General features: G+C 69.7%; 13 protein-coding genes and 2 pseudogenes. 9 read left to right on the plus strand and 6 right to left on the minus strand.

The annotated features are described in order from the left end of the window. Positions 1-250 precede the first annotated feature (250 nt). Positions 251-1,927, minus strand: coding sequence for an energy-dependent translational throttle protein EttA (gene ettA, locus ENSA5_RS18560; protein ID WP_106393021.1), 1,677 nt, complete (start codon positions 1,925-1,927; stop codon positions 251-253). 186 nt (positions 1,928-2,113) lie between these two features. On the opposite strand from ettA, the gene ENSA5_RS37825 reads away from it, so the two are divergent. The 3 genes and pseudogenes from ENSA5_RS37825 (at position 2,114) to ENSA5_RS18575 (ending at position 4,604) form a co-directional block, all read left to right on the plus strand. Beyond that, positions 2,114-2,743 (plus strand): hypothetical protein, encoded by a 630-nt coding sequence (locus tag ENSA5_RS37825; RefSeq protein ID WP_181197901.1) that lies wholly within the window; start codon positions 2,114-2,116, stop codon positions 2,741-2,743. Between the two features lie 28 nt (positions 2,744-2,771). Beyond that, positions 2,772-3,120 (plus strand): annotated as a pseudogene (locus ENSA5_RS39240) (SDR family oxidoreductase); the annotation flags it as partial. A 119-nt stretch (positions 3,121-3,239) separates the two neighbouring features. Next, complete coding sequence (locus ENSA5_RS18575; RefSeq protein WP_106393022.1) at positions 3,240-4,604, plus strand: Vgb family protein; 1,365 nt, start codon at positions 3,240-3,242, stop codon at positions 4,602-4,604. 101 nt (positions 4,605-4,705) lie between these two features. On the opposite strand, the pseudogene ENSA5_RS18580 reads toward ENSA5_RS18575, so the two are convergent. After that, a pseudogene (locus ENSA5_RS18580) lies at positions 4,706-4,906 on the minus strand (ATP-binding cassette domain-containing protein); the annotation flags it as partial. Between the two features lie 99 nt (positions 4,907-5,005). Between ENSA5_RS18580 and ENSA5_RS18585 the strand changes: the two are divergent. From ENSA5_RS18585 to ENSA5_RS18595, 3 genes are all read left to right on the plus strand, one after another. Further along, complete coding sequence (locus ENSA5_RS18585) at positions 5,006-6,520, plus strand: hypothetical protein (RefSeq protein WP_106393023.1); 1,515 nt, start codon at positions 5,006-5,008, stop codon at positions 6,518-6,520. Positions 6,521-7,058: 538 nt separating this feature from the next. Then, on the plus strand, positions 7,059-9,017 hold the full coding sequence (locus tag ENSA5_RS36085) for a c-type cytochrome (protein WP_181197902.1): 1,959 nt from the start codon (positions 7,059-7,061) through the stop codon (positions 9,015-9,017). Continuing rightward, the gene (locus ENSA5_RS18595) at positions 9,014-11,269 is read left to right on the plus strand and encodes a hypothetical protein (protein ID WP_106393024.1); all 2,256 of its coding nucleotides are present in this window, start codon (positions 9,014-9,016) and stop codon (positions 11,267-11,269) included. Before ENSA5_RS36085 ends, ENSA5_RS18595 begins: the two co-directional genes overlap by 4 nt. A gap of 29 nt (positions 11,270-11,298) precedes the next feature. Here ENSA5_RS18595 and ENSA5_RS18600 read toward each other — a convergent pair whose 3' ends face one another. Continuing rightward, complete coding sequence (locus ENSA5_RS18600) at positions 11,299-12,828, minus strand: alpha/beta fold hydrolase (protein ID WP_106393025.1); 1,530 nt, start codon at positions 12,826-12,828, stop codon at positions 11,299-11,301. Between the two features lie 45 nt (positions 12,829-12,873). Between ENSA5_RS18600 and speA the strand changes: the two genes are divergently transcribed. After that, the gene (speA, locus tag ENSA5_RS18605; protein WP_106393026.1) at positions 12,874-14,862 is read left to right on the plus strand and encodes a biosynthetic arginine decarboxylase; all 1,989 of its coding nucleotides are present in this window, start codon (positions 12,874-12,876) and stop codon (positions 14,860-14,862) included. Here speA and ENSA5_RS37830 read toward each other — a convergent pair. Together ENSA5_RS37830 and ENSA5_RS18615 are read right to left on the minus strand one after the other, a co-directional pair. Beyond that, on the minus strand, positions 14,844-17,396 hold the full coding sequence (locus tag ENSA5_RS37830; RefSeq protein WP_181197903.1) for a S41 family peptidase: 2,553 nt from the start codon (positions 17,394-17,396) through the stop codon (positions 14,844-14,846). The two genes, speA and ENSA5_RS37830, sit on opposite strands and share 19 nt — an antisense overlap. A 69-nt stretch (positions 17,397-17,465) precedes the next feature. Beyond that, on the minus strand, positions 17,466-19,061 hold the full coding sequence (locus ENSA5_RS18615; protein ID WP_146155852.1) for a c-type cytochrome: 1,596 nt from the start codon (positions 19,059-19,061) through the stop codon (positions 17,466-17,468). Positions 19,062-19,248: 187 nt separating this feature from the next. Here ENSA5_RS18615 and ENSA5_RS18620 point away from each other — a divergent pair, with 187 nt between their 5' ends. Beyond that, positions 19,249-21,399 (plus strand): lipoxygenase family protein, encoded by a 2,151-nt coding sequence (locus ENSA5_RS18620; protein WP_106393028.1) that lies wholly within the window; start codon positions 19,249-19,251, stop codon positions 21,397-21,399. On the opposite strand, the gene ENSA5_RS39245 is transcribed toward ENSA5_RS18620, so the two are convergent. Then, the gene (locus tag ENSA5_RS39245) at positions 21,389-21,652 is read right to left on the minus strand and encodes an aminotransferase class V-fold PLP-dependent enzyme (protein ID WP_258182913.1); all 264 of its coding nucleotides are present in this window, start codon (positions 21,650-21,652) and stop codon (positions 21,389-21,391) included. The two genes, ENSA5_RS18620 and ENSA5_RS39245, sit on opposite strands and share 11 nt — an antisense overlap. A 589-nt stretch (positions 21,653-22,241) precedes the next feature. On the opposite strand from ENSA5_RS39245, the gene ENSA5_RS37835 reads away from it, so the two are divergent. After that, positions 22,242-22,382 (plus strand): hypothetical protein, encoded by a 141-nt coding sequence (locus tag ENSA5_RS37835; RefSeq protein WP_181197904.1) that lies wholly within the window; start codon positions 22,242-22,244, stop codon positions 22,380-22,382. Positions 22,383-22,436 lie beyond the last annotated feature (54 nt).

A 22,436-nucleotide genomic window follows, 5' to 3' on the forward strand; every position in this document is an offset into this window, starting at 1 on the left:
GCCCGACGTGGCCACGGCCGCGTGACCTGCGGCGAGGGACTCGATGTTCCCCGTGCGTTGCGCCTCCCATGGACGCAGCAAACAAGCGCCCGAACACGCGTCTCGAGCCCCCTTCTAGCAGCCCGGGCTGCTAGGGGGCCACGCATGCCGCCGCGCGGCACATACCAGCCCACCGAGAGAGGGAGCGCAGCGACCGAACGACCGGCCGCGCAGCGGCCGTGCGTGGCGAAGTTGCTGCCGCCCGTGGGGGTCAGGCAAACTTCCGGTACTTGATGCGCTTGGGCACCATCGCGTCGTCGCCGAGCCGGGCCTTGCGGTCGCTCTCGTAGTCGGCGTAGTTGCCCTCGAACCAGGTCACCTTCGAGTCGCCCTCGAACGCGAGGATGTGGGTCGCGATGCGGTCGAGGAACCAGCGATCGTGGGAGATCACGACGGCGCAGCCGGGGAAGGCGAGCAGCGCGTCCTCGAGGTGGCGGAGGGTGTCGACGTCGAGGTCGTTGGTCGGCTCGTCGAGCAGCAGCAGGTTGCCGCCGCGCTTGATCAGCTTGGCGAGGTGCACGCGGTTGCGCTGGCCGCCCGACAAGGTCCCGACCTTTTGCTGCTGCGAGGTGCCGTTGAAGTTGAACTTGCCGACGTAGGCGCGCGAGTTCATCTCGACCCCGCCGAGGTCGACGGTGTCCTTGCCCTCGCTGATCTCCTGCCACACGCTCTTGTTGGGATCGAGGGCGTCGCGGCTCTGGTCGACGTAGGCGATGTCGACGGTCTCGCCGATCTTGAGCTCGCCGCCGTCGGGCTGCTCCTGGCCCGTGACCATGCGAAACAGCGTGGTCTTGCCGGCGCCGTTGGGCCCGATGATGCCGACGATCCCGCCGCGCGGGAGCGTGAAGTTGAGGTCGTCGAAGAGCAGCTTGTCGCCGAAGGACTTGCGCAGGCCCTTGGCCTCGACCACGACGTTGCCGAGCCGCCGCGAGAAGGGCACGTGGATCGAGGTCGTGTCGCGCTTGCGCTGCTCGGAGCTGTTGACGAGCTCCTCGTAGGCGCGGATGCGGGCCTTGCTCTTGGACTGGCGGGCCTTGGGCGACATCCGGATCCACTCGAGCTCGCGGGCGAGCTCGCGCTGGCGGGCGCTTTGCTTCTTCTCCTGGTCGGCGAGGCGCTTTTGCTTCTGGTCGAGCCAGCTCGAGTAGTTGCCCTGCCACGGGATCCCGCGGCCGCCGTCGAGCTCGAGGATCCAGCCCGCGACGTTGTCGAGGAAGTAGCGATCGTGGGTGATCGCGACCACGGTGCCCGAGTACTCGTGGAGGTGGTGCTCGAGCCAGGCCACGGACTCGGCGTCGAGGTGGTTGGTCGGCTCGTCGAGCAGCAGGATGTCGGGGCGCTCGAGCAGCAGCCGGGTCAGGGCGACGCGGCGGCGCTCGCCGCCGCTGAGCTTGGTCACGTCGGCGTCGCTCGGCGGACAGCGCAGGGCGTCCATAGCGAGCTCGAGGGTGTGGTCGAGCTCCCAGCCGTTGCCGGCGTCGATCTTGTCTTGCAGCTCACCTTGCTCGGCGAGCAGGGCGTTCATCTCGTCGTCGGTCGTGACCTCGCCGAACTTCATCGAGACCTCGTTGAAGCGCTTCAAGATGTCGCGCATCTCGGCCACGGCCTCTTCGATGTTGCCCTTGACGTCCTTGTCGGGGTCGAGCTCGGGCTCCTGGGGCAAGTAGCCGATCTTGACGCCCTCGGCCGCCCAGGCCTCGCCGATGATCTCTTTGTCGACCCCGGCCATGATCCGCAAGAGCGTGCTCTTGCCGGCGCCGTTGTTGCCGAGCACGCCGATCTTGGCCCCGGGGAGGAACGAGAGGTGGATGTTCTCGAGGACTTTCTTGCCGCCGGGGTAGACCTTCGAGAGGCCCTGCATCGTGTAGATGTACTGGTAGGAGGCCATGGCGCGCGGATGGTACTCTTTTTTGCCCGCGCTCGCCCGGGCCTTGATGGTGGCGGGTCGTGCGGTGATGACACTCCGGGCGCGCCCAGCGGGGCCGCGAATCCTGGAGCGAGACCGGCGAGTCCAGCAGCGACGCGGGGGCCCCGTGCGTTGACAGGGCAATCGTTGAGACGTAGTCGTGGGCCCATGGCACTTGAGAGGCCATCGACTGCGCTGCTCTTCACGATCTGTCTCGGCCTGCTCATCCCCACGGGATGCGACAAGGACAAGGGCAAGGGTGAAGAGGAGGTCGCAGGCAAAGATCAGCGCAAGGATGGGGACGAGGGCAAGGGCGAGGGCGAGGGCGAGGGCGAGGGCGACGATGATGACGCCGCCGTCGAGGACGAGGGCTCCGTCGAGCTCACGATCGGTGATGCCGGCGCCAAGTGGATCGCAAAGCGAGCGACCGCCGAGCCCAACGGCAAAGGTGCGATGCGGATCCAGGCGAGCGTCCACGCGCAAGACAGCGAGAGCGCCAGCGGGGCCCAGTTCAAGCTGCTGCTGTGGGACTTTGAAGGGCCAGGCGAGTACGTTCTCAGGGGGCCGAACTCCACGCTCGCCGGCCTGAAGATCGACCTCGACGAAGACGGTAAAGCCACGAGAGGCGCGGTCAAGTCCGGCATCTCGGGCGGTCGCGCGATCGTGTTTCAAAACGCCAAGGTTCAGGTCACTCGCGCCACCGACGACTTCGTCGACGGCACCCTCACCTGGTCCGGCGTCGCGCTCGGTGGGGCCACGAAGGTCGACGGCAAGTTCCACGCCCGCATCGAGGGTTGAGCAGTTCGACGCCGTGATCGCGGCCGAGTACGGGCGCACTGTCAGCGCGTCCTCGGTCGTCGGCCTCTACGGCAACTTCGGCAGACCAATTACGTTGCCGCCAAGTCTGGGGTCATCGGCATGACCAAGGTCTGGGCCCGCGAGCTCGGGCGCTACGGGATCACCGTCAACGCGACGCGCCGGGCTTCGTCGCGACCGACATGGTCAAGCAGATGCCCGCCCACGTGCTCGAGGGCATGGTCGCGCGCACCCCCGTCGGGCGCATCGGTGAGCCCATGGACATCGCGCGGGCCTACCTGTTCTTGGCCGACCCCGGGGCGGACTTCATCAGTGGGACGGTGCTCAGCGTAGACGGTGGAATGGTCGTCGGCACCTGAAATCCGCGAATTTCTCGCGCGCTTGTTGGCTTGGTGAGCGGGATCGCAGGGTCGTCAGATGAACGTGAATGGGGTCATTCGACTGAGCTACGGCCCGAGGGTGACGACACTGTAGGTCCGTGGATACGCGGACGACGACGGGCCTCCTGACGACGATCACCGCCTTGACCCTGGCCGCCTGCAGTGACGACGGCGTGACTCCAGGCGCTGACCCGGGCGATGCGGACGACGGCATCTTCTTGACCGAAGACGGCGAAGAGGGCGAAGAGGGCGAAGACGGCGGGGACTCGGGCGGCGACGGGCTCAAGCTCGACGTCCTCAGTCCAGGTGACGGGGGCGAGAACATCGGTGATTGTGGTGGGGACGGTGGCGGGTCTGAGGCCGCGTTCTCGATCATCTGGATCGCCAACAGCAGCGAGGGCACCGTGTCCAAGGTCGACACGGCCACGGCCACGGAGCTGGCCCGCTACCGGACCGGGCCTGGGCAAAATCCAAACCCCTCGCGGACGAGCGTCAACCTGTTCGGCGACGTCGCCGTGGCCAACCGCTCGGGCAGCGTGGTCAAGATCGCCGCCAAACTCGACGACTGCGTCGACCTCGATCAAGACGGCGTGATCACGACCTCGGAGGCCGCCGAGGATGTGCTCGAGTGGGGCGAGGACGAGTGCGTGCTGTGGCACCACGAGGTCGGCTTCGACTCCAGCGTCGCCGGGCACCAGGGCGGCCCGCGGGCGGTCGCCTGGGACCGCGGCGAGGACGGGCCCGAGGGCTGCAAGCAAGACCCCAAGGTCTGGGTCGGCTGGCGCGCGCAGCCCGATGACAGCGTGATCGTGCGGCGGCTCGACGGTGCGACCGGCGAGCCCGAGGGCGAGGTCGAGATCAGCGCGTGGGACCAAAATTGGGGCCACGGGACCTACGGCGGCGCGACCGACAAGGAGCGCAATTTCTGGGGCCTCGGGACCGGCGGCTCGCTGATCAAGGTCGACGGCGAGAGCTTCGAGGCCCAGCGCTGGGACAACCCCGAGGGCGGCCGCGTCGTCTATGGCATCGCGCTCGACGCCGCGGGCGAGCCCTGGCTCGCGGGCTGGGACGGCGCGCTGTGGCACTTCGACGTCGACAGCGAGAGCTGGGAGGACCACGGTGAGGTCGGCGAGGCCGGGCGCCTGCGCGGGCTCGCGATCGATCAGGACGGCCACGCCTGGATCGCCGGCAACCAAGATTGCGGCCTGATCCGCTACGACACCAACAGCGCCACGGTCCTGGCCCCGCACATCGAGCTGCCCGGCTGCGACGAGCCCGTGGGCGTCAGCATCGACGCCGAGGGCTTCGTGTGGGTCGTCGACCGCGGCGCGAACATGGCCTTTCGGGTTGATCCCGACACCCAGACCGTGAGCGCGACGGTCTCGGGCTTCGTCAATCCCTACACCTACTCGGACATGACCGGCGCCGGGCTCGCCGTCGTCGTCTTCCCTGGGGTCGGTTGAGCGGGCTCGGTGATCGAAGCGCTCGGATCAGTCGGTCAGTCGGTCAGTCAGCCAGTAGAACCGCCCCCGGCCGGGATCGGGCAGGCGGAGTCGTGGAGTTGAGCGAGCACTTGGCCCGTCGATGATCTGTCGACCCCGGCCATGATCCGCAAGAGCGTGCTCTTGCCGGCGCCGTCGTTGCCGCGCACGCCGATCTTGGCCTCGGGGAGGAACGAGAGGTGGATGTTCTCGAGGACCTTCTTGCCGCTGGGGTAGACCTTCGAGAGGCCCTGCATCGTGTAGATGTACTGGTAGGAGGCCATGGCGCGCGGATGGCACTCTTTTTTGCCCGCGCGGGGGTCCGACGAGGGGGAGGAGTCAAGGACGCGGCCCGTGGCTGTGAGAACATGGGCTCGACACCGATGCGAGCCTCCGACGAAGTCCGAGCCGCCGCCGCCCGCACGCTTGGGTCCAAGCTTGCGCTGCCGTGGACCCGCGCCTGGCCGGCGCTCACGCTGTTATCGTTCACGCTCGCCTGCCCGAAGAAGGCCCCGGACCCTGGGGCGGCGGCCGAGGCCGAGGCCGGCCAGCCCTCGACGGTCCGGAGCCCAAGGGGCGAGCTCGACGACCAGGCGATCGAACCCGCCGCGGTGACCCCGCTCGAGGTCCTCTACCTCGCAGAGCCCGAGGGCGAGGGCTACGCGCAGGTGCCGATCAAATTCGGGCCCTCGCTGCATTCGGGCAAGTGGCTGGGCCTCGCCAACGGCGACGCCAGTTTCATGGGCCCCAAGCACGTCATCGTCAATCACTTTCGCAGCCGCCCCGACCATCTCGGCGAGGGCGAGCTGATCAACAACGTGCTGCTCGACGTCGAGACCGGCGAGGTCGTCGCCGAATTCGAGTACGGGCGCTACGTCCAATGGCACTACGGCCTCGCGATCGTGTTCAAACAGGGTGACGAGCAGCCCTACCTGCTCGACGCGGAGTCTGGCGAGTTGGTGCTCGCGATCCCGGCCGGCACCCACGACTACGTTTACGGCGAGAACTACTGGCTCCGCTTCAGCCCGATCGCGAAGCGAGTTTGGATCTACGCCCAAGATGGCGAGGACACGGTCCACCTCTACGAGTGGGAGGAGCTCGGCGCGCCGCCCGAGCTGCCCAACAACCCCTTCCCCTTCCTGCCCGAATTCTGGGACCCGATGTACTCCGACGGGCGCAGCCTCGCGGACCACGAGGAGGTCCAGCCCAAAGACCGGTACTGGAACGACTGTCCTCGGGCGATCTTGAAGCCGCCCAAGGGCTACGAGTGCCTCGACGAAGACATCGAGGAGACCCTGCCCCTGACCGACGGGTGGCGCCTGGATGTCGCCCACAACTGGGTGTTCAACCGGCGCGACGGCCGGGCCGCGGATCTGTCCGGGTTGTGTCCCGAGGCCGACCCGGCGTTCTCGCACATTTTGAGCCGCGCTCCGGCTCGGGTGCGGGTGACCTGCGGGGAGGACCCGGACGTGTGGATGCTGTGGACGCCGCCCGATCGCGTGCGACGCCTGGACGCCGAGTACGCGCGGCAGGTGAACGCGGCGGAGCTAAGGACCTACTTTCATGGTGACACCGGGCGGGTCGTACTCAAGAGTCCAAATCCTCCTGACACGCAGACGGAGTTTGACCCCAAGACCCTCACCCGTGAATTGATAGGCACCGACTACGCCTGCTCTGACTTGAACTTCAGAGCCGCCAGTAAGTCCTCTGTCTACGGGATTGGCTGCAAACGTGACGGGGGGCGTTGGATATGGTTCGAGCTGGTTGACACCGACCAGAAGCTGCGCTCGCGGTTTCAGGCGACAGAGATGGTCGTGGGCCAGAATGATGTCGCGGTCGCCATCGTTCGTCGCGGCGGCATCGATCGGGTCGTACGTCTGGGTGTGCGCTCGCGGTAGCTACTCGCAGGCGCCGTCATCTTTGCGCCGCAACGTCAAGCGGATCTCTCCATTAACATGAACGTTCGATCGCGCCGCCCACCATCAGCGCGACACGAGGAGCGTGACGTCTGCGCTGCCACGGCGCGACTGTAGCAACCTGCCCGTGACAAGTGAAGCGCCTGGCTCAGCCGCGCGCGGCTGTTCTTGGCCGAAGCCGGGCGCGCTTCATCAGCGATGCGAAGCTCAGATGACCGGCGCCGGGCTCGCCGTCGTCGTCTTCCCTGGGGTCGGTTGATCGGGCTCGGTGATCGAAGCGCTCGGGTCGGTCAGTCAGTCAGCCAGCCAGCCAGTAGAACCGCCCCCGGCCGGGATCGGGCAGGCGGAGTCGTGGAGTTGAGCGAGCACTTGGGAGTCCGCCGCCTGAGGCATATCGTCTGTATGTCGCGATTTCATCGGTGCGAATTCGCGCTGTGGAATCGAGGGTCGAGGTCGAACGTCAGGCGAGCACATCATGAAGCGAAGCAGTCGGAGTTTGAAGTTCAGCGTTGGGATCGGGGTGACAGCGGGCGCCGCCGCGCTGCTGTGCCTCGGGTTGAGCGCCCAGGCCATCGGTGAGCTCCGCACGGCAAAGGTCGGCCTCGACCGGGGCACGCGGATGCAGGGCCCGGCCGTCGCCAGCCACCGTCGGCCAACCCAGGCCGCGCCGGTCGGCAACCATGGCGGAACCCTCGTCGTCGATGACCACGGCGTGCTGGTCGTCGAGCGCAGCGAGGGCCGCTTGATCCGCGCGAGCAAGGCGGGGGAGCCGGTCGCGAGCTTGAGCTTTGATGGCGCGCTCGGTGAGCTGGTTCACGACGGTCGGGGGCAGGTCTTCCTCGCCGACCGCGGCGGCGATCGAGTCGTCCGGATCGCGGCGGGCGACCGCGCGGGTGAGGGCCTGGCCGAAGCTGGCGCGGTCTCGGTCCGCGAACCGCACGGCCTGGCCTTGACGCCCGACGGGGGGACCTTGCTGGTCACGAGCGTCGCCGAGCACGAGCTCGTGGCCCTCGACACGGCGACCCTCGAGCCTCGCTGGCGGCTCGAGCTCGCGCCCGAGCCCCGCGGCGTCGCGGTCTCGAGCGACGGCGAGCACGCGGCGGTCGGCTTCTTGACCTCGAGCTCGCTCGCGATCGTCGAGCTCGCGCGCGCGGGCAGCGAGCGGCCCGGGATCGTCTGGCAGGCCCTCGATCCGCGCGATCACGTCAAGACCATGAAGGTCCATGACGACTGGGGCGAGATGATCACCGTCGCGCGGATCGGCGAGCCCCGCAGTCGCTTTCAAGTCCCGCACGAGACGGGTCGTCGCTACGCTCGCAGCAGCTTCGCGCTCGCGTACATCGGCGGCGACACGCTGGTCGCCGCCCACCAGCTGGCCACGCCGCAGATGCGCCGGGTCCCCGATCGCGTTCGCCGCGACACCTACGGCGGCGGCGGCGGGACCGAGGAGTCGATCGAGCCGATGGTCCACCGCCTCGGTCTGGTCCAGCGCGCGGGCGCGCTCGACTCTGCGATCAGCTTCGTCGAGCTCGACCTCCACCAGCCCCGCTCGCTCGCCTACGATCTGCAACACGACGTGCTCTACGTCGGCGGCTACGGTGACGACCGCGTCGTCGCCCTGGCCCACGCGACCCAGCAGGCGCCCTACGTCGACTGGTTCGCCGATCTCGGCGACGACTGCGGCATCGACGGCCTCGCGGTCGACGAGGACGGGGTGTGGATCCACTGCGAGCTGCGCCGTCAGCTGCTCCACCTCGGCGGCGGGGCGGGGCTGGGCGCCGACAACCCCGAGGCGCTGCCGGACGAGTGGGTCCAGGGCCCGGAGCTGACGCCGAGCACCCGCGACGAGCTGGTTCAGCGCGGCGCGGATCTGTTTCGCCGCAGCAACCCCCAGACCTCCGACAGCGGGACCCTGGCCTGCTCCAACTGCCACCCCGAGGGCCGCGCCGACGGCCTGACCTGGCGTCTGGGCCAGTCGATCTTGCAGGTGCCGATCCTCGCCGGTCGCGTCGGCGGGACCGGGCCCTACAAGTGGGACGGCCAGGATCCGACGCTCCTCGACAGCTTGCACCACACCATGGAGCGCCTCGGCGGCAACCCGCGCGCGCTGCCCAAGCGAGACTTCGACGCGCTCGTCGCCTACCTCGAGCAGCTGCCCGCGCCCAAGACCAAGACAGCCAAAGACCCGGCCGCGGCGGCCCGCGGGCGGGCGATCTTCGAGCAAGAGGCGTGCGACGGCTGCCACGCGGGCCCGCAGCTGACCGACCGCAGCCAGCACGACCTCGACACCACGCTCGAGCAGGTCGACACGCCCTCACTGCTCGGGCTCGGCCACTCCTCGCCCTACTACCACGACGGCAGCGCCCAGACCCTCGAGGTCCTGCTCACCGACCGCGCGTCGGTCCACGAGATGGCGGATCTGTCCAAGCTCTCGGACGATCAGGTCCTGGATCTGGCCGCCTACCTGGGGTCGCTATGAACACGAAGACAACGACGATCGCTCACCCACGCTGGCTGACCGCCCTGTCCCTGCCCCTGTTGTTGGCGGGTCTGAGCTGCCAGGGCTCGGGCTCGGGCAAGGTGCTCAGCGAGCCGAGCCCCTCGGGCGACCCGACCACGACAAACTCGCCCGACGCGGCCCAACCCGCGGGGCCGCGGACCCTGGCCTTGACCCGCGGCGTCGCCCCTCGCGGGCAGCTGACCGAGGCCGTGCTCGACGCGCGCGGCGAGGTCGCCCTGAGCCTCGATCGCTTCGGCGGCGTGCTCTTGTGGCCCTCGATCCGCTCGGGCGACGCGAGCGCGAGCAGCCCGCTCTCGCTGCCCGCCCGCGAGCCGCTGTGGATGTCCGTCGGCCAAAACGGTGCCGGGCGCTTCACGGTCGCGCTGCTCGACTCGTCCAACGCAGGTCAGTTTGGCCTCGTCGAGCTCGGTCAGGGCGGCGAGGGCCCGCGCTACACGGAGCTGTTCACGACCCCGCCCAGCGACCCCCTGCTCGAGGTCCACGTGCTCGACGGCGGCGAGCGAATCTTGGCGCTCGGGGTCGACCACAGCCTCCGGCTGTACGACCGCGAGGGCGCGCTGCTCTCGACGATCGACGAGCGCGGCTTCATCCCCTGGCAGCTGCGCGTGACCGGCGGGGTCGGTGAAGCGCCGCACATCGCGGTCGTCCTCGCGCAGCCGCTGCGGGTCCAGATGATCGAGCTCGACGAGGATCAGCTGCGCGCCGTCGGCGAGGCCCGAGCCGTCGAGCTCGATCGCGGCCCCAACCGCAACGACCTCGCGCTCTCGCCCGACGGGACCACGGTCGCGGCCCTGCGCCGGCCGAAGGCGAAGACGCGCAAGTGGAGCATCGAGCTGCTCGATCTCGCGACCGGCGCCCGTGAGCTGATCGCCGGGCGGACCGACACCTTGGTCCGACCGCGCATGCACTTCGTCACCCCGGACAAGCTCCTGCTCGAGAGCGGCAGCGGCAAGGGCTTTTGGGTCGACCTCGACGAGGCCGTCACGCCGCCGAAGCCGAGCGACGTCGACCCCGACTCGAAGTTCGCCAAGCGGCTGTCGCTCTCGCTCTCGCACACCAAGATCCGGCTCCCGGGCTCGGCCGAGGAGCTGTGGCAGGGCACCGTCGAGGACGACCGCGGGGCGCGGATGCACGCCAGCGTCGTCAATGGTGTCCGGGTGACCTTCGAGCACGGCAAGGAGGGCGTGCTGATCGTCGAGCCGCTCGACCCCGAGCAGGCCGCGAGCGCGGGCACGCACCTCGAGCTCGGGTTCCCGCCGCTCGAGCTCCACGCCGCTGCGCTCGACGCCAAGGGCGAGCGCGTGGCCTGGGCCAGCGCCGACGCGCTGCACGTCGAGCCGACCTCGGGGGACGCGGGCCTCCGCTCTCTCGGGCACAGCCTCGGCGAGCCGCTCGCGCTCTACTTCGTCGGCGATCGCCTGCTTCACTTCGGCGGCCCCGACAGCTCCCGCGCGGCGACCCTGCTCGCGGTCGGCGAGGGCGAGCTCGGCGAGGTCGTCGCGGCCGAGCGCCTCGACCTCGACTGGGGTGTGCACGCCGTCGACTACCAGGCCCTCGGTCCCGACAAGGGCGTGCTGGTCTACGTCGACGACAAGCCCTCGGCGCCGATGCGGGCGATCGAGGTCGCTGGCGACACCCTGTCCCCGATCCGCAGCGTCGAGGGCGACGCGCGCGACGCCTGGGTCCACCTGCGCAAGCTCCGAGCCGAAGCGGTGACCAAGCTCGTCGAGGACGCGGTCGGGGAGCTGCCGACCCAGTTCAGGGGCGAGGGGATCGACGAGTGGGCCCGGGACAGCCAGGGCCGGTGGTTTTTGACCGAGCACTCGCAGCGCACGCCGCTGTCCGTGCTGCGTCCCGATGGCACGATCGAGGCCGAGGTCGAGCTCCCGGCCGGGCAGGGTCGCAGCCTGGTCCTGAGCCCCGACGGCTCGCGCCTGGCGGTGGTCCAGTTCCGTGGGGACCGCTTCGAGCGTCAGGATCTGCTGGTCTCGATCTACACGACCGACGGCTTCGAGCGGCTGTGGACCCGGGGGCTGTTTAGTCGCAGCCAGCGCAGGAGCGACGAGCTCGTCGACGTGCGCTGGTCGGGCGATGGCAGCCGCGTCGCGGTGCTCAACTCGGGGGACGGCGAGGTCTACGACACGGCCACGGGGGATCGCCTGGCCGAGCGGGAGACCGCGACGCTGAGGGTCGAGGAGGTCGCCGACTGAGCGTCAGAGCCTGCAGCTGGCGCCTGCAACTACTCCTGGGGCTCGTCGAGCCCGGTCGTCACGCGGATCCACCGCGCCAGCTCGTCGAGCACCGCGGGCTCGATCGTCATCTCGATCATCCCGTACTCGTCGGGCATGCCCGTGGTCGCGGGCTGAAACAGATGGTTCAGCCCCGGCAGGAGCACGAACTCCGCCCCCTTGTTGCCCCTCAGCGCGGCCTGGACCGGCGCCAAGTTCTGCTCGACGTCGACCTGAAGATCCAGGTCGCCAAACATCGCGAGGACCGGGACCTTCACCCGGGCCAGGACCGGCGCGGGATCCCAGGCCAGGAAGTGGCGAAACCACGGGCTGTTGAGGACCTCGATCTGCCCAGCGATCACCGCGTCGAGGTCCCCGGCCTTCTTTTGTTCGTCGGTGAGCTCGTTGTTCTCCGCCCGCAGCAGGGCCTCGAGCGCGGCCGGGGCGGCCTCGGCCGAGTTGCCGAGCACGGCCGCGTGGAGCTCGCGGGCCGACGCCTCGGCCTCTTCGATCGTGGCCTTGTCGGCCCCCTTCGCCGCCATCAGCAGGCTCTGCTGATGAATGACGATCTCGGACCCGGTCACGCCCGTGCCCGCGAGCAAGACGATGAAGTCGATGTCGTCCGGGTGCTCGGCGGCGACGAGCGGGGCGATCACGCCGCCCTCGCTGTGGCCGATCAGGCCCACGCGCTCGCCGTCGATCTCCGGGCGCGCGGCGAGGGCCGCGGCCGCCGCCCAGCTGTCGCTCGCGAAGTCCTCGAGCGTGGCCTTGGTCCCGTCGCCGGTCGACTCGCCGAAGCCGCGATCGTCGTAGCGCAGGACCGCGACCCCGTTGCGCGAGAGGTGATCGGCGATGACCCAAAAGGGCTTGTGGTTGGCGATCGTCTCGTCGCGATCTTGCAGCCCCGAGCCCGAGATCATGACCACGGCTGGGTGCGGGCCTTCGCCCTCGGGGATCGTCAGCGTCGCCGCCAAGGTCACACCCTCGGCGTCGGGGTTGGGGATCTCGAGCTCCGCGACCGCGTAGGGGAAGGGCGGCTCGGGGGTCTGTGGGCGCTCGGGGCTGGCGATCGCGGCGAAGTCATTGACGTCAGTCGAGCTGATCGTGCACGGGAACTCGGCGCCCTTTTGCGCGAAGCTGCAGGTCGGCGTCGCGCCGGGCACGATCGTCCACTGGGCCCCGACCGCGGCGAACTCGACCTTCATGCTGCCGTCGGCGCCGACCTTCACCGGGCCCAGTGAGGTCCCCGTGATCATCTGCGCGGGGATCCACAGCTTGGCCTCGCTCAGGCCGTCGCCGTCTTGACTGGGCTGGACCGACACCGCCCACTCGAGGGTCTGACCGCCGGGCAGCGAGAGCGAGCCGACCCACTGACCGATCGTCGCGGGCCCAGCGGCGGACTCGACCTGCTCGTCGGGCGCAGGTCCGTCGGCCTTGGCCTCGGACTTGGTCGCCGCCGGGGCTGCGTCCTTGGCGGGGGTGTTTGACTTGCACCCAGCCGACAGCACACACAGCGAGACGAGGATGAGCGAAGAGCGCATCGCAGGGCTTTACCAGGTCGGGCCGTGGCCCGACAATGCCCCCGCATGGCCGAGCAGGATCCAAGCGGCAGGACCAACCCCGAGGCCTCGACGGTCACAGAGGCACCCGCCAACGGTCGCGCGTTCAGGTCCTGGGCGCTCGAGAACTCGCTCAAGCGCTACGGCGCCGACAAGTGGGGCCGGGGCTTCCTCACCGTCAACAGCCTCGGCCACCTCGGCTTCGTGGCGCCGGGCTTGCCGGAGCTCGATCTCCACGAGCTCGTCCTGCGCCTGCGTGAGCGTGGCATCCACACGCCGGTCGTCGTGCGCTTCCCGAGCATGGTTCAGCGCGCGATGCAGCGCCTCCACGAGGCCTTCTTGCGCGCGGCCGAGGACGCCGAGTTCAGCGGCCGCCACGTCGGCATGTACCCCCTGAAGGTCAACCAACGGCGCAGCGTGGTCGAGTCGGTGGTCGCGGCCCGTGAGGCGTGCGGCTACGGGCTCGAGGCCGGGTCCAAGCCCGAGCTGCTCCTGGCCATGGCCCAGCCCGTGTTCGAGGGCGCGCCCTTGATCTGCAACGGCTACAAGGATCGCGAGTTCATCCGCCTCGCCTACCACGCCGCCGAGCTCGGTCACGAGGTCATCCTCGTGTTCGAGAGCCTGCGTGAGGTTCGGCGCTACCTCGCCGTCGGCAAGGAGCAGGAGTGGACCGCCAAGCCGCTGATCGGCGTCCGGGCCAAGCTCTACAGCCGCGGCAGCGGTCGGTGGCAGAGCTCCGGCGGCGAGCGGTCCAAGTTCGGGCTCACGACCAACGAGATCCTCGAGGTCGTGCGCCAGCTCGAAGCCGCCGAGCAGCTCGACGCGTTCGCGCTCTTGCACTTTCACATCGGCTCGCAGATCACCCAGATCAAGCGGGTCAAGACCGCGGTCCGCGAGGGCGTGCGGATCTGGGGCGCCCTGCGCTCGCGCTGCGCCGGGCTGAGCTACATCGATCTCGGCGGCGGGATCGGCGTCGACTACGACGGCAGCCGGACCTCGTACCCGAGCTCGGCGAACTACTCGGTCGAGGAGTACGCCAGCCAGGTCGTGTTCGAGATCTGCGAGGTTGCGAGCGAGCTCGAGCTGCCCCCGCCGACGATCGTGACCGAGAGCGGTCGCACCCTCGTGGCCAAGCACGCGGTCACGATCGCGGATCTGCGCGAGGTCCAGGGCGAGCTGCTCCCGGTCCCCGCGCCCACGGAGCACGAGGACCGCCTGATCAGCGAGCTGCGCGAGACCCTCGACGGGATCAACGTCAAGAACCTCGAGGAGTACTTCCACGACGCCGTCGACTACCGTGACGAGGCCCTGCAGCTGTTCTCGCGCGGGTACCTGAGCCTCGAAGATCGGGCCAGCGCCGAGGGCCTGTTCCATCGCATCCGCCTCCAGTGCGCGCGGATCGTCCATCAGCTCCAGCACCCGCCCGAGGAGATCGTCAATTTCCTCGACCGCGCGCAGGTCAAGTACCTGGCCAATTTCTCGATCTTTCAGTCGCTGCCCGACACCTGGAGCATCGACCAGGTGTTCCCGGCCGCGCCGCTGTCGGGCCACGGCCACGTGCCCGGGGTCAACGCCGAGGTCGTCGACATCACCTGCGACAGCGACGGCTGCGTGAAGACCTTCGCCCACCCCGACGACAACCTCAAGACGCTGCCGCTGCACGAGCCGCCCGCGCGCGGCGGCGAGCCCTACTACCTGGGCTTCTTCATGACCGGCGCCTACCAAGACAGCCTCGCCAACACCCACAACCTGTTCGGGCGCTGCCATGAGGTCATCGTGCGCGGGGCCGAGGACCCGGCGCTGATCGTGGGCAGCCAGCGGATCGACTACGACGACAAGGTCTGGCTGGAGGTCAAGCGGGGGGCGTCAGTCCAGGACGTCCTCGGCGACATGGACTACGACGTCGACTCGATCACGCAGCTGATCCGCGACCGCCACCTCGGCAAGGACACGACCCTGGGCCGGCCGTGGGCGATGGGCGTGCTGCAGGCCTACCCCTATTTGGTCCGGACCTGAGCCGCTCGAGCTGGGTCGTCGAGCGTCGCGATGGCGGCCGCCAGCAGCTGATCTTCGTTCGCGCGCAGCCGAGCGATCGTGGGCTCGACGGGGACCGAGGGGCGCACGCCCTGGGCCCACAGCCGGCTGCCGTCGCCGCGTCGCAGCTCGCTGGTCGTGAAGCGCAGGCCCCAGCCGCCGGGCAGCCAGGCGTGGGCGATCGCGCCGAGATCACCCGCGCTGGCGCTGCCGACGAGGGTCGCGCCGAGGAGGTCGAAGCCGGCGAGCTCGAGCTCGGCGCGGCCGCGGGTGCGGGGGTCGGCGAGCACGAGGACGCGGCAGCGCAGGCGCGGCCCGTCGGGCTCGACGAGGCGATCGGCGAGGGGCTCGAGGCTGAGCTGGGCGTCGGCGTTGGGCCCGGCGGGCACGCGCTCGGTCAGGACGCCGAGGGGCTCGTCGATGAAGTGGGCCAGGAGTGAGGCCCGCGGGTGCGCGAGGGGGCCACGCAGATCCACGATCACCGCGTCGGCCTTGCGCAGCCTTCGGGCGGCGGCGTCGAGTCGGCGCACGCGGGTCGCGTCGAGGTACCACAGGCCCTCGCGCAGCTCGTCGAGGGCGCGCTCGGGCCGGGGGTCGGCGAGCATCGGGCGATCGCTGCGCTGATCCGCGCTCACCGTCAGGGTGACGGACTGCTCGGTGTCTTTGCCGTCGCGCAGGACCTCGAGCGCGATCGTGGCGCCCCTTTCAGGGCGGGCGAGGAGCCTGGTGACGGTCCGCTCGATCGCCGCGCTCGCGGTCGCCGCGGGGCTGAGGCTGAGCTCGCGGGCGAGCAGCTCGTCGATCGCAACGCCGTCGATCGCCGTGATCACGTCGCCCGGGTGAGCGGCCTCGGACTCCGAGCGACCCACGACCACGCGCTCCTCGACCCAGCGCAGCGCCAGCGCCGGGACAAAGCGGCGGGCGCCCGCGCCCGCGTCCACGCAGAGCTCGCCGTTGCCGTCGCCGAAGTCACGCAGGAGGGTCGAGAGCGCGGCGTGGAGGGTCGTCGGCGAGTCGTCCTCGGCGACGGCGCACATCGCCTCGAGCAGGCCCTGGCGCGGCTTGGCCACGCGCTCGCGGTGGGCGAAGAAGTGACGGAGCAGGGACCAGGTGCGGATGACGGCGAGCAGACGGGTCCCGCGATCGCGCAGGTCGTAGTCCCACGCGCGCCGCTCGTCGAAGGTTGGGGCCGGCTCGAGATCCGGGGTCTCGGACTCGGGCAGGGTCCGACCGTCGCGGGTCCACAGCGCCGTCGGGACCAGCCCGCTGAGGCCACGAGCAAGCTCGACCGGCGCGGGCGCGCCGGGGGTCAGGGGGCGGAAGCTGTCGCCGTCGCAGCGCGAGCACGGCGTGTCGGCGGCTCGCCGACGCTTGGGCTGCGGCGCGCCGCAGTCCGGTCGAGCGTCGGGGGTGTGCCGGATCCGACGCGCGCAGCCAGGTTGCTCGTCGCTGCCGTCGCTGTAGCCGCGGCGATGCCACTGGGTGATCTCGAGCCCTTCGCCCTCGGCGAGGAGCGCGTCGGGCAGCGGCGGTCGGCCCTCGGGCTCGGTCGGTTCGGGGTCCGGCTTGGGCGCTGGCGGGTTGGGCTCGCCCTCGTCCTCGTCCTCGCCCTCGTCCTCGTCCTCGGGGTCGTTGTCGTCGGCTTCGGTCTCGTCGTCGTCGGTCTCGCCCGCGTCGTCGCCCTCGGCCTCGTCGGTCTCGTCCACGTCGAACTCGGGCTCGGCCTCGAACTCGGGCTCGGCTTCGAACTCGGGCTCGGCCTCGAACTCGGCCTCGTCGTCTGATTCTTCGAGCTCGGCCTCGCGCTCGGCCGCCTCCTCGGCCTGCTTGCGATCGCTCGCCGCGCCAGCCTTGGTCCGTGCGGGCGGGCCCGGACGATCGCTCATGAACTTGCCCGCGAGCTTGTCGGCGGGCGGTCGCGCACGGCTCTGTTTGGCGTCGTCGTCCTTGGCGTCGTCGTCCTTGGCGTCGTCGTCGTCGGCGGCGTCGTCCGTGCCCGGCTCGGTCTCGCCCGCGCGCGCGTCGTCGGGCGCGTCGTCGGGCTCGGCGTCGGGCTCGGCGTCAGGATCGGGGCACGCGGGTTCGTCGAGGCTCTCGTCGTCGTCGTCGTCGTCGTCGCTCGCCCAGATCGAGACCGTCGGCGCGACCTCGGCGACCAGCCCGCGGAGCCCCTCGGCGAGCTCGGCCTGGGTCCCGGCCGACTCGACCCCGCGGATCCCCGCCAGCAACAGAGGCTCCCACTCGCACTGCTGGGCCTGGTCGCTGGGGTGCAGCCACCGAATCACGCCGCCGAGCTCGGCCAGCGCGATCAAGTTCTCGGCCCCTCGACGGGTCAGCGCGCGCGCGGGCTCGGGTCCGCCCTCGGGCAGCTGCGTCGGCTGCGGTCGCGCGCAGGCGGCCGCGAGCGCGGTCGTGCTGGTCCACAGCCAGGCTCGCCGGGAGATCCCGCCGTCGTGGGTGGTCTGCGGCTTGGACGAAGTCGCGCTCGGCTCGGGCGCAGGGACGGCGCGGCTCACCGCGGGATTGTCGTGGAAGACCCGGTCCGGGGCAACTCGGCGCCCACGCGAGCCGGCCCCGCGGCGGCGTCAGAGGGTCTTGAGGTACTCGAGCACCGCGCTGCGCTCGGCGTCGCTGAAGTGATCGCCAAAGCGGTGGCCGCCGCCGCCGTGACCGAGGATCGTCGTGTCGTAGATGTGCTTGGCCTCGTCGACGGGCGCGCCTGACTGCCCGACGTCGAGCGCGATCCACGGCCAGCCGAGGGCGCTCGTGTCGTAGTTGGTGCTCTCGTAGTCCTCGCGTCGCCAGAAGGTTGGCCGCGCGCTCGAGTTCAGGACCAGCTCGAGGGTCGGGACTGAGCCGTTGTGCAAGAAGGGCGCGGTCGCCCAGATACCGTCGAGGGGCGGGGCGGTGTAGCCGAGGAAGGGCTCGGTCGCCGTCAGCTGCGTGACCGTGCCGTACCAGGACTCGTTGTACCAGTCGATCATCGAGGCGACCTCGCCGTCGAGGGCGGTCTCGGCGAGGAGCGGATCGGTGTCGACGATCGCGAGCGGGATCAACAGGTTGGGGAAGGTCTCGGCCTCGGGGTCGTCGTCGTAGGTCCCGTGGCAGCCCGCGCAGTTGCACTCGAACAGCTCCTGGCCCTCGGCCGCGAGGGCCTCGTCGATCGGCCACGGATACTCGGGCGCCTCGATGGTCTCGAGGAAGGCGTTGATGTCGGCGAAGTAGCCGAGCATCTCGCTGGCCTGGGCCGCGCTGTCGATGCACAGCGACGACGCGAACATCATCGTCCCGCGGTGATCTCCGCGCGACATGCCGTTGTAGAAGTGCCCGGCCTTCTTCTTGACCCGCCACCACGGCGGCGGATCGGTCGGGACCAGGGGCGGATTGACCTGGATCAGCTGCTCGTCGGACCACGCCAGGGTGTAGGGGTTGCGGTGAGCCGCGAGCACGATCGCAACGTCGTCGGCGGGGTTGGTGCCGACGGTGTAGGTCCGGGTGTAGGGCCCGAGCGCCTCGTAGCGCGCGCGGAATTTGTTGAGCTCGACGGCGCTGTCGGTCAGCGGGGGCAGCGGCGGGAGCAGGCTCAGGAGCGAGCCGATGTCCTGGGTGTAGTCGGCGTCGTGACGGCCGAGGCCGATGACCAGCTCGCCGTTGAACTTACCCGCGTGACAGGTCAGGCAGTTCAAGGCCGCGAGCTCGGTCCCGCCCTCGGACACGACCAGGTTCCAGTTGTAGGGCAGGTTCGCGGCCTTGCCCTCGCGCCACGGCAGGGTCTCGCCGTCGGCGTAGGTGCCCAAGAAGCCCTTGCCGAGCATGAACAGGTCGTAGGGGATCCCGCAGCTGACGTAGTCCTCGTGGACCAGGGCCCACTCGCCGGCCTCGGGATCACCGTCGAGGGGGGGCGGCTCGGGGATCGCAAAGCCGGCGTCCCACGGCCCGCTGGCGTCGAGGCAGCTGGCCTCGCCCGTCTCGCCGGTCTCGCCGGTCTCGCCGGTCTCGCCCTCGCTGGTGCTGGTACTGGTCTCGGCCTCGCCGGTGTCTTCGTCCTCGCTCTCGCCTTCGGTGCGGGTCTCGGACGCGGGCAGATCGGGCGGCTCGCCGCAGCCGAGCGCCCAAATCGAAGCGAGGGGACAGATCGCGGTGGTCAGTACCAAGCTGAAATTCAGACGCGCCAGGCTCATGGCGCGAGGATAGCAGCCGCCTGAGCCGTTCGGGTCAGGCGGGCGCTTCATGTCGATCATGCGCGAGCTGGCCGAGGTGCAGTCGCAGTGGGTCCACGACGAGTCAGGTACACGGAGGCGAGCCCGACTCGTGGCAGGTACGCGTGAGCGCGATCTGCGGTACGTTCAATTTCCGGAGCACACGAAGATGACCAACCCAAGCCTTCCCCAACACGACGACCCCGAGCAACAAGCCGAGCGAGCCCGCGATCTCGCCTGGGCCCAGACGCAGTACACGTGGGCCCACTCCCACACCTACGACGTCGGAGACGGCAAGCAGCTCGTGCTCGAGCCGATCGCGGTGCTCAACGTCGATGACGATCACCCGCTCCCGAGCAGCCAGAAGCTCAGCCTCGTCCAGCTCTTGGATCTCATCACCACGGGCCTCGACCTCGTCGGCAACATCGTCGTCAGCTTGACCAACCTCGTCGACGTCGGCTCGGTCGAATTCGATGGTCCCCCGCCGGACTCGTTCTCGGCCTCGGGTGAAAAAAAGCCCCGAGTGATCTTGGAGCGCAAAGGCGAGAAGATCGCCGGCAAGCTCCGCGGCGCTGCCGATCGGGTGGCCGAGAAGGTCGAGGACGCGGTCGAGGACGCGGTCGAGGACGTCAAAGCCGTCGAGGACGACGCCCTGGACGTGGCAGACGTGGCCGACGCGATCAAAGAACTCGTCGCCAAGCTCGAGGACCAGCGCGAGGCAGGCGAGAAGCTGCTGTCGAAGGCCCACCGGGCCGCCCTCGCCAAGGGCCAGGTGAAGCGCGAGCTGGTCGACGACCTGACCGCAAGCCTCGGGGACATGATCAAGGGCGTGCTCGAGGCGCTGTTCGAGGACCTCGCCGAGGCGGTCCTGACCGCGGCCGGCCTCTGGGGCCAGGCACAGGCAATTGGAGACTTCGCCCGACAATTTCAGACCCTCGTCGTGCCCAACGTCGTGTCCACGACCATGACCGACGCCTGCTTCGCGCGCATGCGCATCGCGGGGCCCAACGCGCTGGTCATCGCCAAAATCGAGGCGCTCCCGACCGGCTTCCCCGTCGACGCGGCGCGCTTCGAAGCGCTGACGGGCCAGACCCTCGACGCCGCCCTGGCGAGCGGGCGCGTGTACCTCACCGACTACGCGGCCCTCGCCGATGTCATCGGCGGTGTCGAGCCGGCCGGGCACAAGTACATCAGCGCCGCGTTCGCGCTGTTCGTGCTCGGAGAAGATCGCCAGAGCCTGAGCCCGGTAGCGATCCAATGCAGCCAGGAGCCGGGCAACTCGAGCCCGATCTTCTACGCGGACGACGGCGAGACCTGGGAGCTCGCCAAGCTCCACGTGCAGTCTGCCGACGGCAACTACCACGAGCTGATCAGCCACCTCGGGCTCACGCACCTCCTGATCGAGCCCTTCGCGGTCGCGAGCCACCGCCACCTCGCGCAGCAGCACCCCGTGTATGTGCTGCTGCTCCCACACTTCCAGGGCACGCTGTTCATCAACAGCTCGGCGATCACCTCGTTGATCAACCCCGGCGGGGTCGTCGACCAGCTGCTCGCGGGCACGATCGAGTCGGACTGGAGCGTCGTCTCGACCGCGCTCACGAGCCTCGACTTCAACGCCCACATGCTGCCCAACGACCTCGAGGCCCGGGGCGTCGCGGATCCGAAGCTGTTCCCGAACTATCCCTACCGCGATGACGCGCTGCTGGTCTGGGCGGCGATCGAGGCCTGGGTCCGCGACTACCTCAGCATCTACTACAACAACGACGACGACGTGGTCGGCGACCCCGAGTTGCAGGCCTGGTACCAGGATCTGGTCTCGCCCGACGGCGGCTGCGTTCAGGGCCTCGGTGAGCGTCGGGCGGACGGCAGCGTCGGGCTGTTTACCTTCGACTATCTGACCAAGGTCCTGACCATGGTCATCTTCACGGGCAGCGCCCAGCACGCGAGCGTCAACTTCCCGCAGCGCGGGATCATGAGTTACACGCCAGCGATGCCCTTGGCCGCCTACGCCCCGGCCCCCACCCAGGTCAGCGGCTCGTTGCCGCCAGACACCGAGCTCGCCCACCTGCCCCCGCTGCAGATGGCGCTGCTCCAGCAGCTAGTCGGCCAGCTCCTCGGTGGGATCTACTTCACGCGCCTCGGTGAGTACGACAGGCACCAGCGCCAGCCATGGTTCTCGGATCCGCGCGTGGCCGAGCCGCTCGCAGCGTTCCAGACCACGCTCGTGAGCGTCGAGAACACGATCGGCGCGCGCAACCGCGAGCGGCCCGTGTACCAGGCGCTGCTGCCCTCACGGATCCCGCAGAGCATCAACATCTGAGCCTCGCCGCGCCGTCACGAACGAGGAGGCAGCCGGTCCCGTAGGGCAAGAACATGCCCTTGTGGGGGTCGAAGCACAGCGAGTCGGCGGCCTCGATCCCGCGCAGGCGCGGGCGCCCGCTCGGCGCGAGGACGAAGGCGCCGCCGTAGGCCCCGTCGACGTGAAGCCACAGATCTTCTTCGCGGCACAGCGCGGCGAGCTCGGGCAGCGGGTCGATCGCTCCGGTGTTGGTGGTGCCGGCCGTCGCGATCACGCAAAAGGGCCGCAGCCAAGGCGCGGCCCGAGGTCGTCCCAGGCCCCGAACTTCAGCGCGCTGAGCCGACGCAGCTCCCGTTGTCGCTCGCGGGCGATCCGACCGCGCTCGAGGGGCTCGCCAAGCAACCCTCTCGACATCCATGGGCGTGGCTGCTCGCGCGGGTGTTCGCGGTCGACATCATGACCTGCCCGCGCTGCCGCGGTGCGACAGGCCCGACGACATCGCACGGGCGCTCGGCGATCTGAGCCTCGGTGCCCGTCCGCCTCCGCGGCCAAGGCCAGCCCCAGCTGGCGAGCGTTCGTTCGACTTCGCGGCGTGACCGACCCGACTCTGAACGGGCCGTGATGGTCGAGCCGTGCCTCGGGTTCACGGAGCTGGGCAAGTTCGGGGGCGAGTTCGGGCCGAACGGGTCCTGTCCGGGAGCTGGCCCGTCGGGGATGCGCCTCGCCGGCCGCCGAGCACGCCAAGCGCGGGGTGGCGCGAGGTGGCGGGATGTTCACGCATCCCGCGACCCCGCATCGGATGTCCTTTCCGCTAGGTATTTCTATCTGTCGTTTTTCATGGTTGGCCAGGAGGCGGCGCCTTCATGAAGCCCACGCGGGCTGGTGATGAGCCGCTCGAGCGCGAGCTCCTCGTCCGCCGCTACGCGTACCAGCGCTGTCGAGCACGGATCTCCCTGGACCGACGCGTGCTCCTGAGGCGTCCGCGCGCCAGCGAAGACCGGTAAATGCTACCGTGGGTGTGATGACAGCGCAGCGAAGGTCTCGACTCCTTGCTCCTC

It is taken from the genome of Enhygromyxa salina, assembly GCF_002994615.1.
GTDB lineage: Bacteria > Myxococcota_A > Polyangia > Nannocystales > Nannocystaceae > Plesiocystis > Plesiocystis salina_A.

Bases quoted from the DNA above. Each gene is read 5' to 3' on its own strand.
- ettA (WP_106393021.1), bottom strand. From the start codon at position 1,927: ATGGCCTCCTACCAGTACATCTACACGATGCAGGGCCTCTCGAAGGTC.
- ENSA5_RS37825 (WP_181197901.1), top strand. From the start codon at position 2,114: ATGGCACTTGAGAGGCCATCGACTGCGCTGCTCTTCACGATCTGTCTC.
- ENSA5_RS18585 (WP_106393023.1), top strand. From the start codon at position 5,006: ATGCGAGCCTCCGACGAAGTCCGAGCCGCCGCCGCCCGCACGCTTGGG.
- ENSA5_RS18595 (WP_106393024.1), top strand. From the start codon at position 9,014: ATGAACACGAAGACAACGACGATCGCTCACCCACGCTGGCTGACCGCC.
- ENSA5_RS18600 (WP_106393025.1), bottom strand. From the start codon at position 12,828: ATGCGCTCTTCGCTCATCCTCGTCTCGCTGTGTGTGCTGTCGGCTGGG.
- speA (WP_106393026.1), top strand. From the start codon at position 12,874: ATGGCCGAGCAGGATCCAAGCGGCAGGACCAACCCCGAGGCCTCGACG.
- ENSA5_RS18615 (WP_146155852.1), bottom strand. From the start codon at position 19,061: ATGAGCCTGGCGCGTCTGAATTTCAGCTTGGTACTGACCACCGCGATC.
- ENSA5_RS18620 (WP_106393028.1), top strand. From the start codon at position 19,249: ATGACCAACCCAAGCCTTCCCCAACACGACGACCCCGAGCAACAAGCC.
- ENSA5_RS37835 (WP_181197904.1), top strand. From the start codon at position 22,242: ATGAAGCCCACGCGGGCTGGTGATGAGCCGCTCGAGCGCGAGCTCCTC.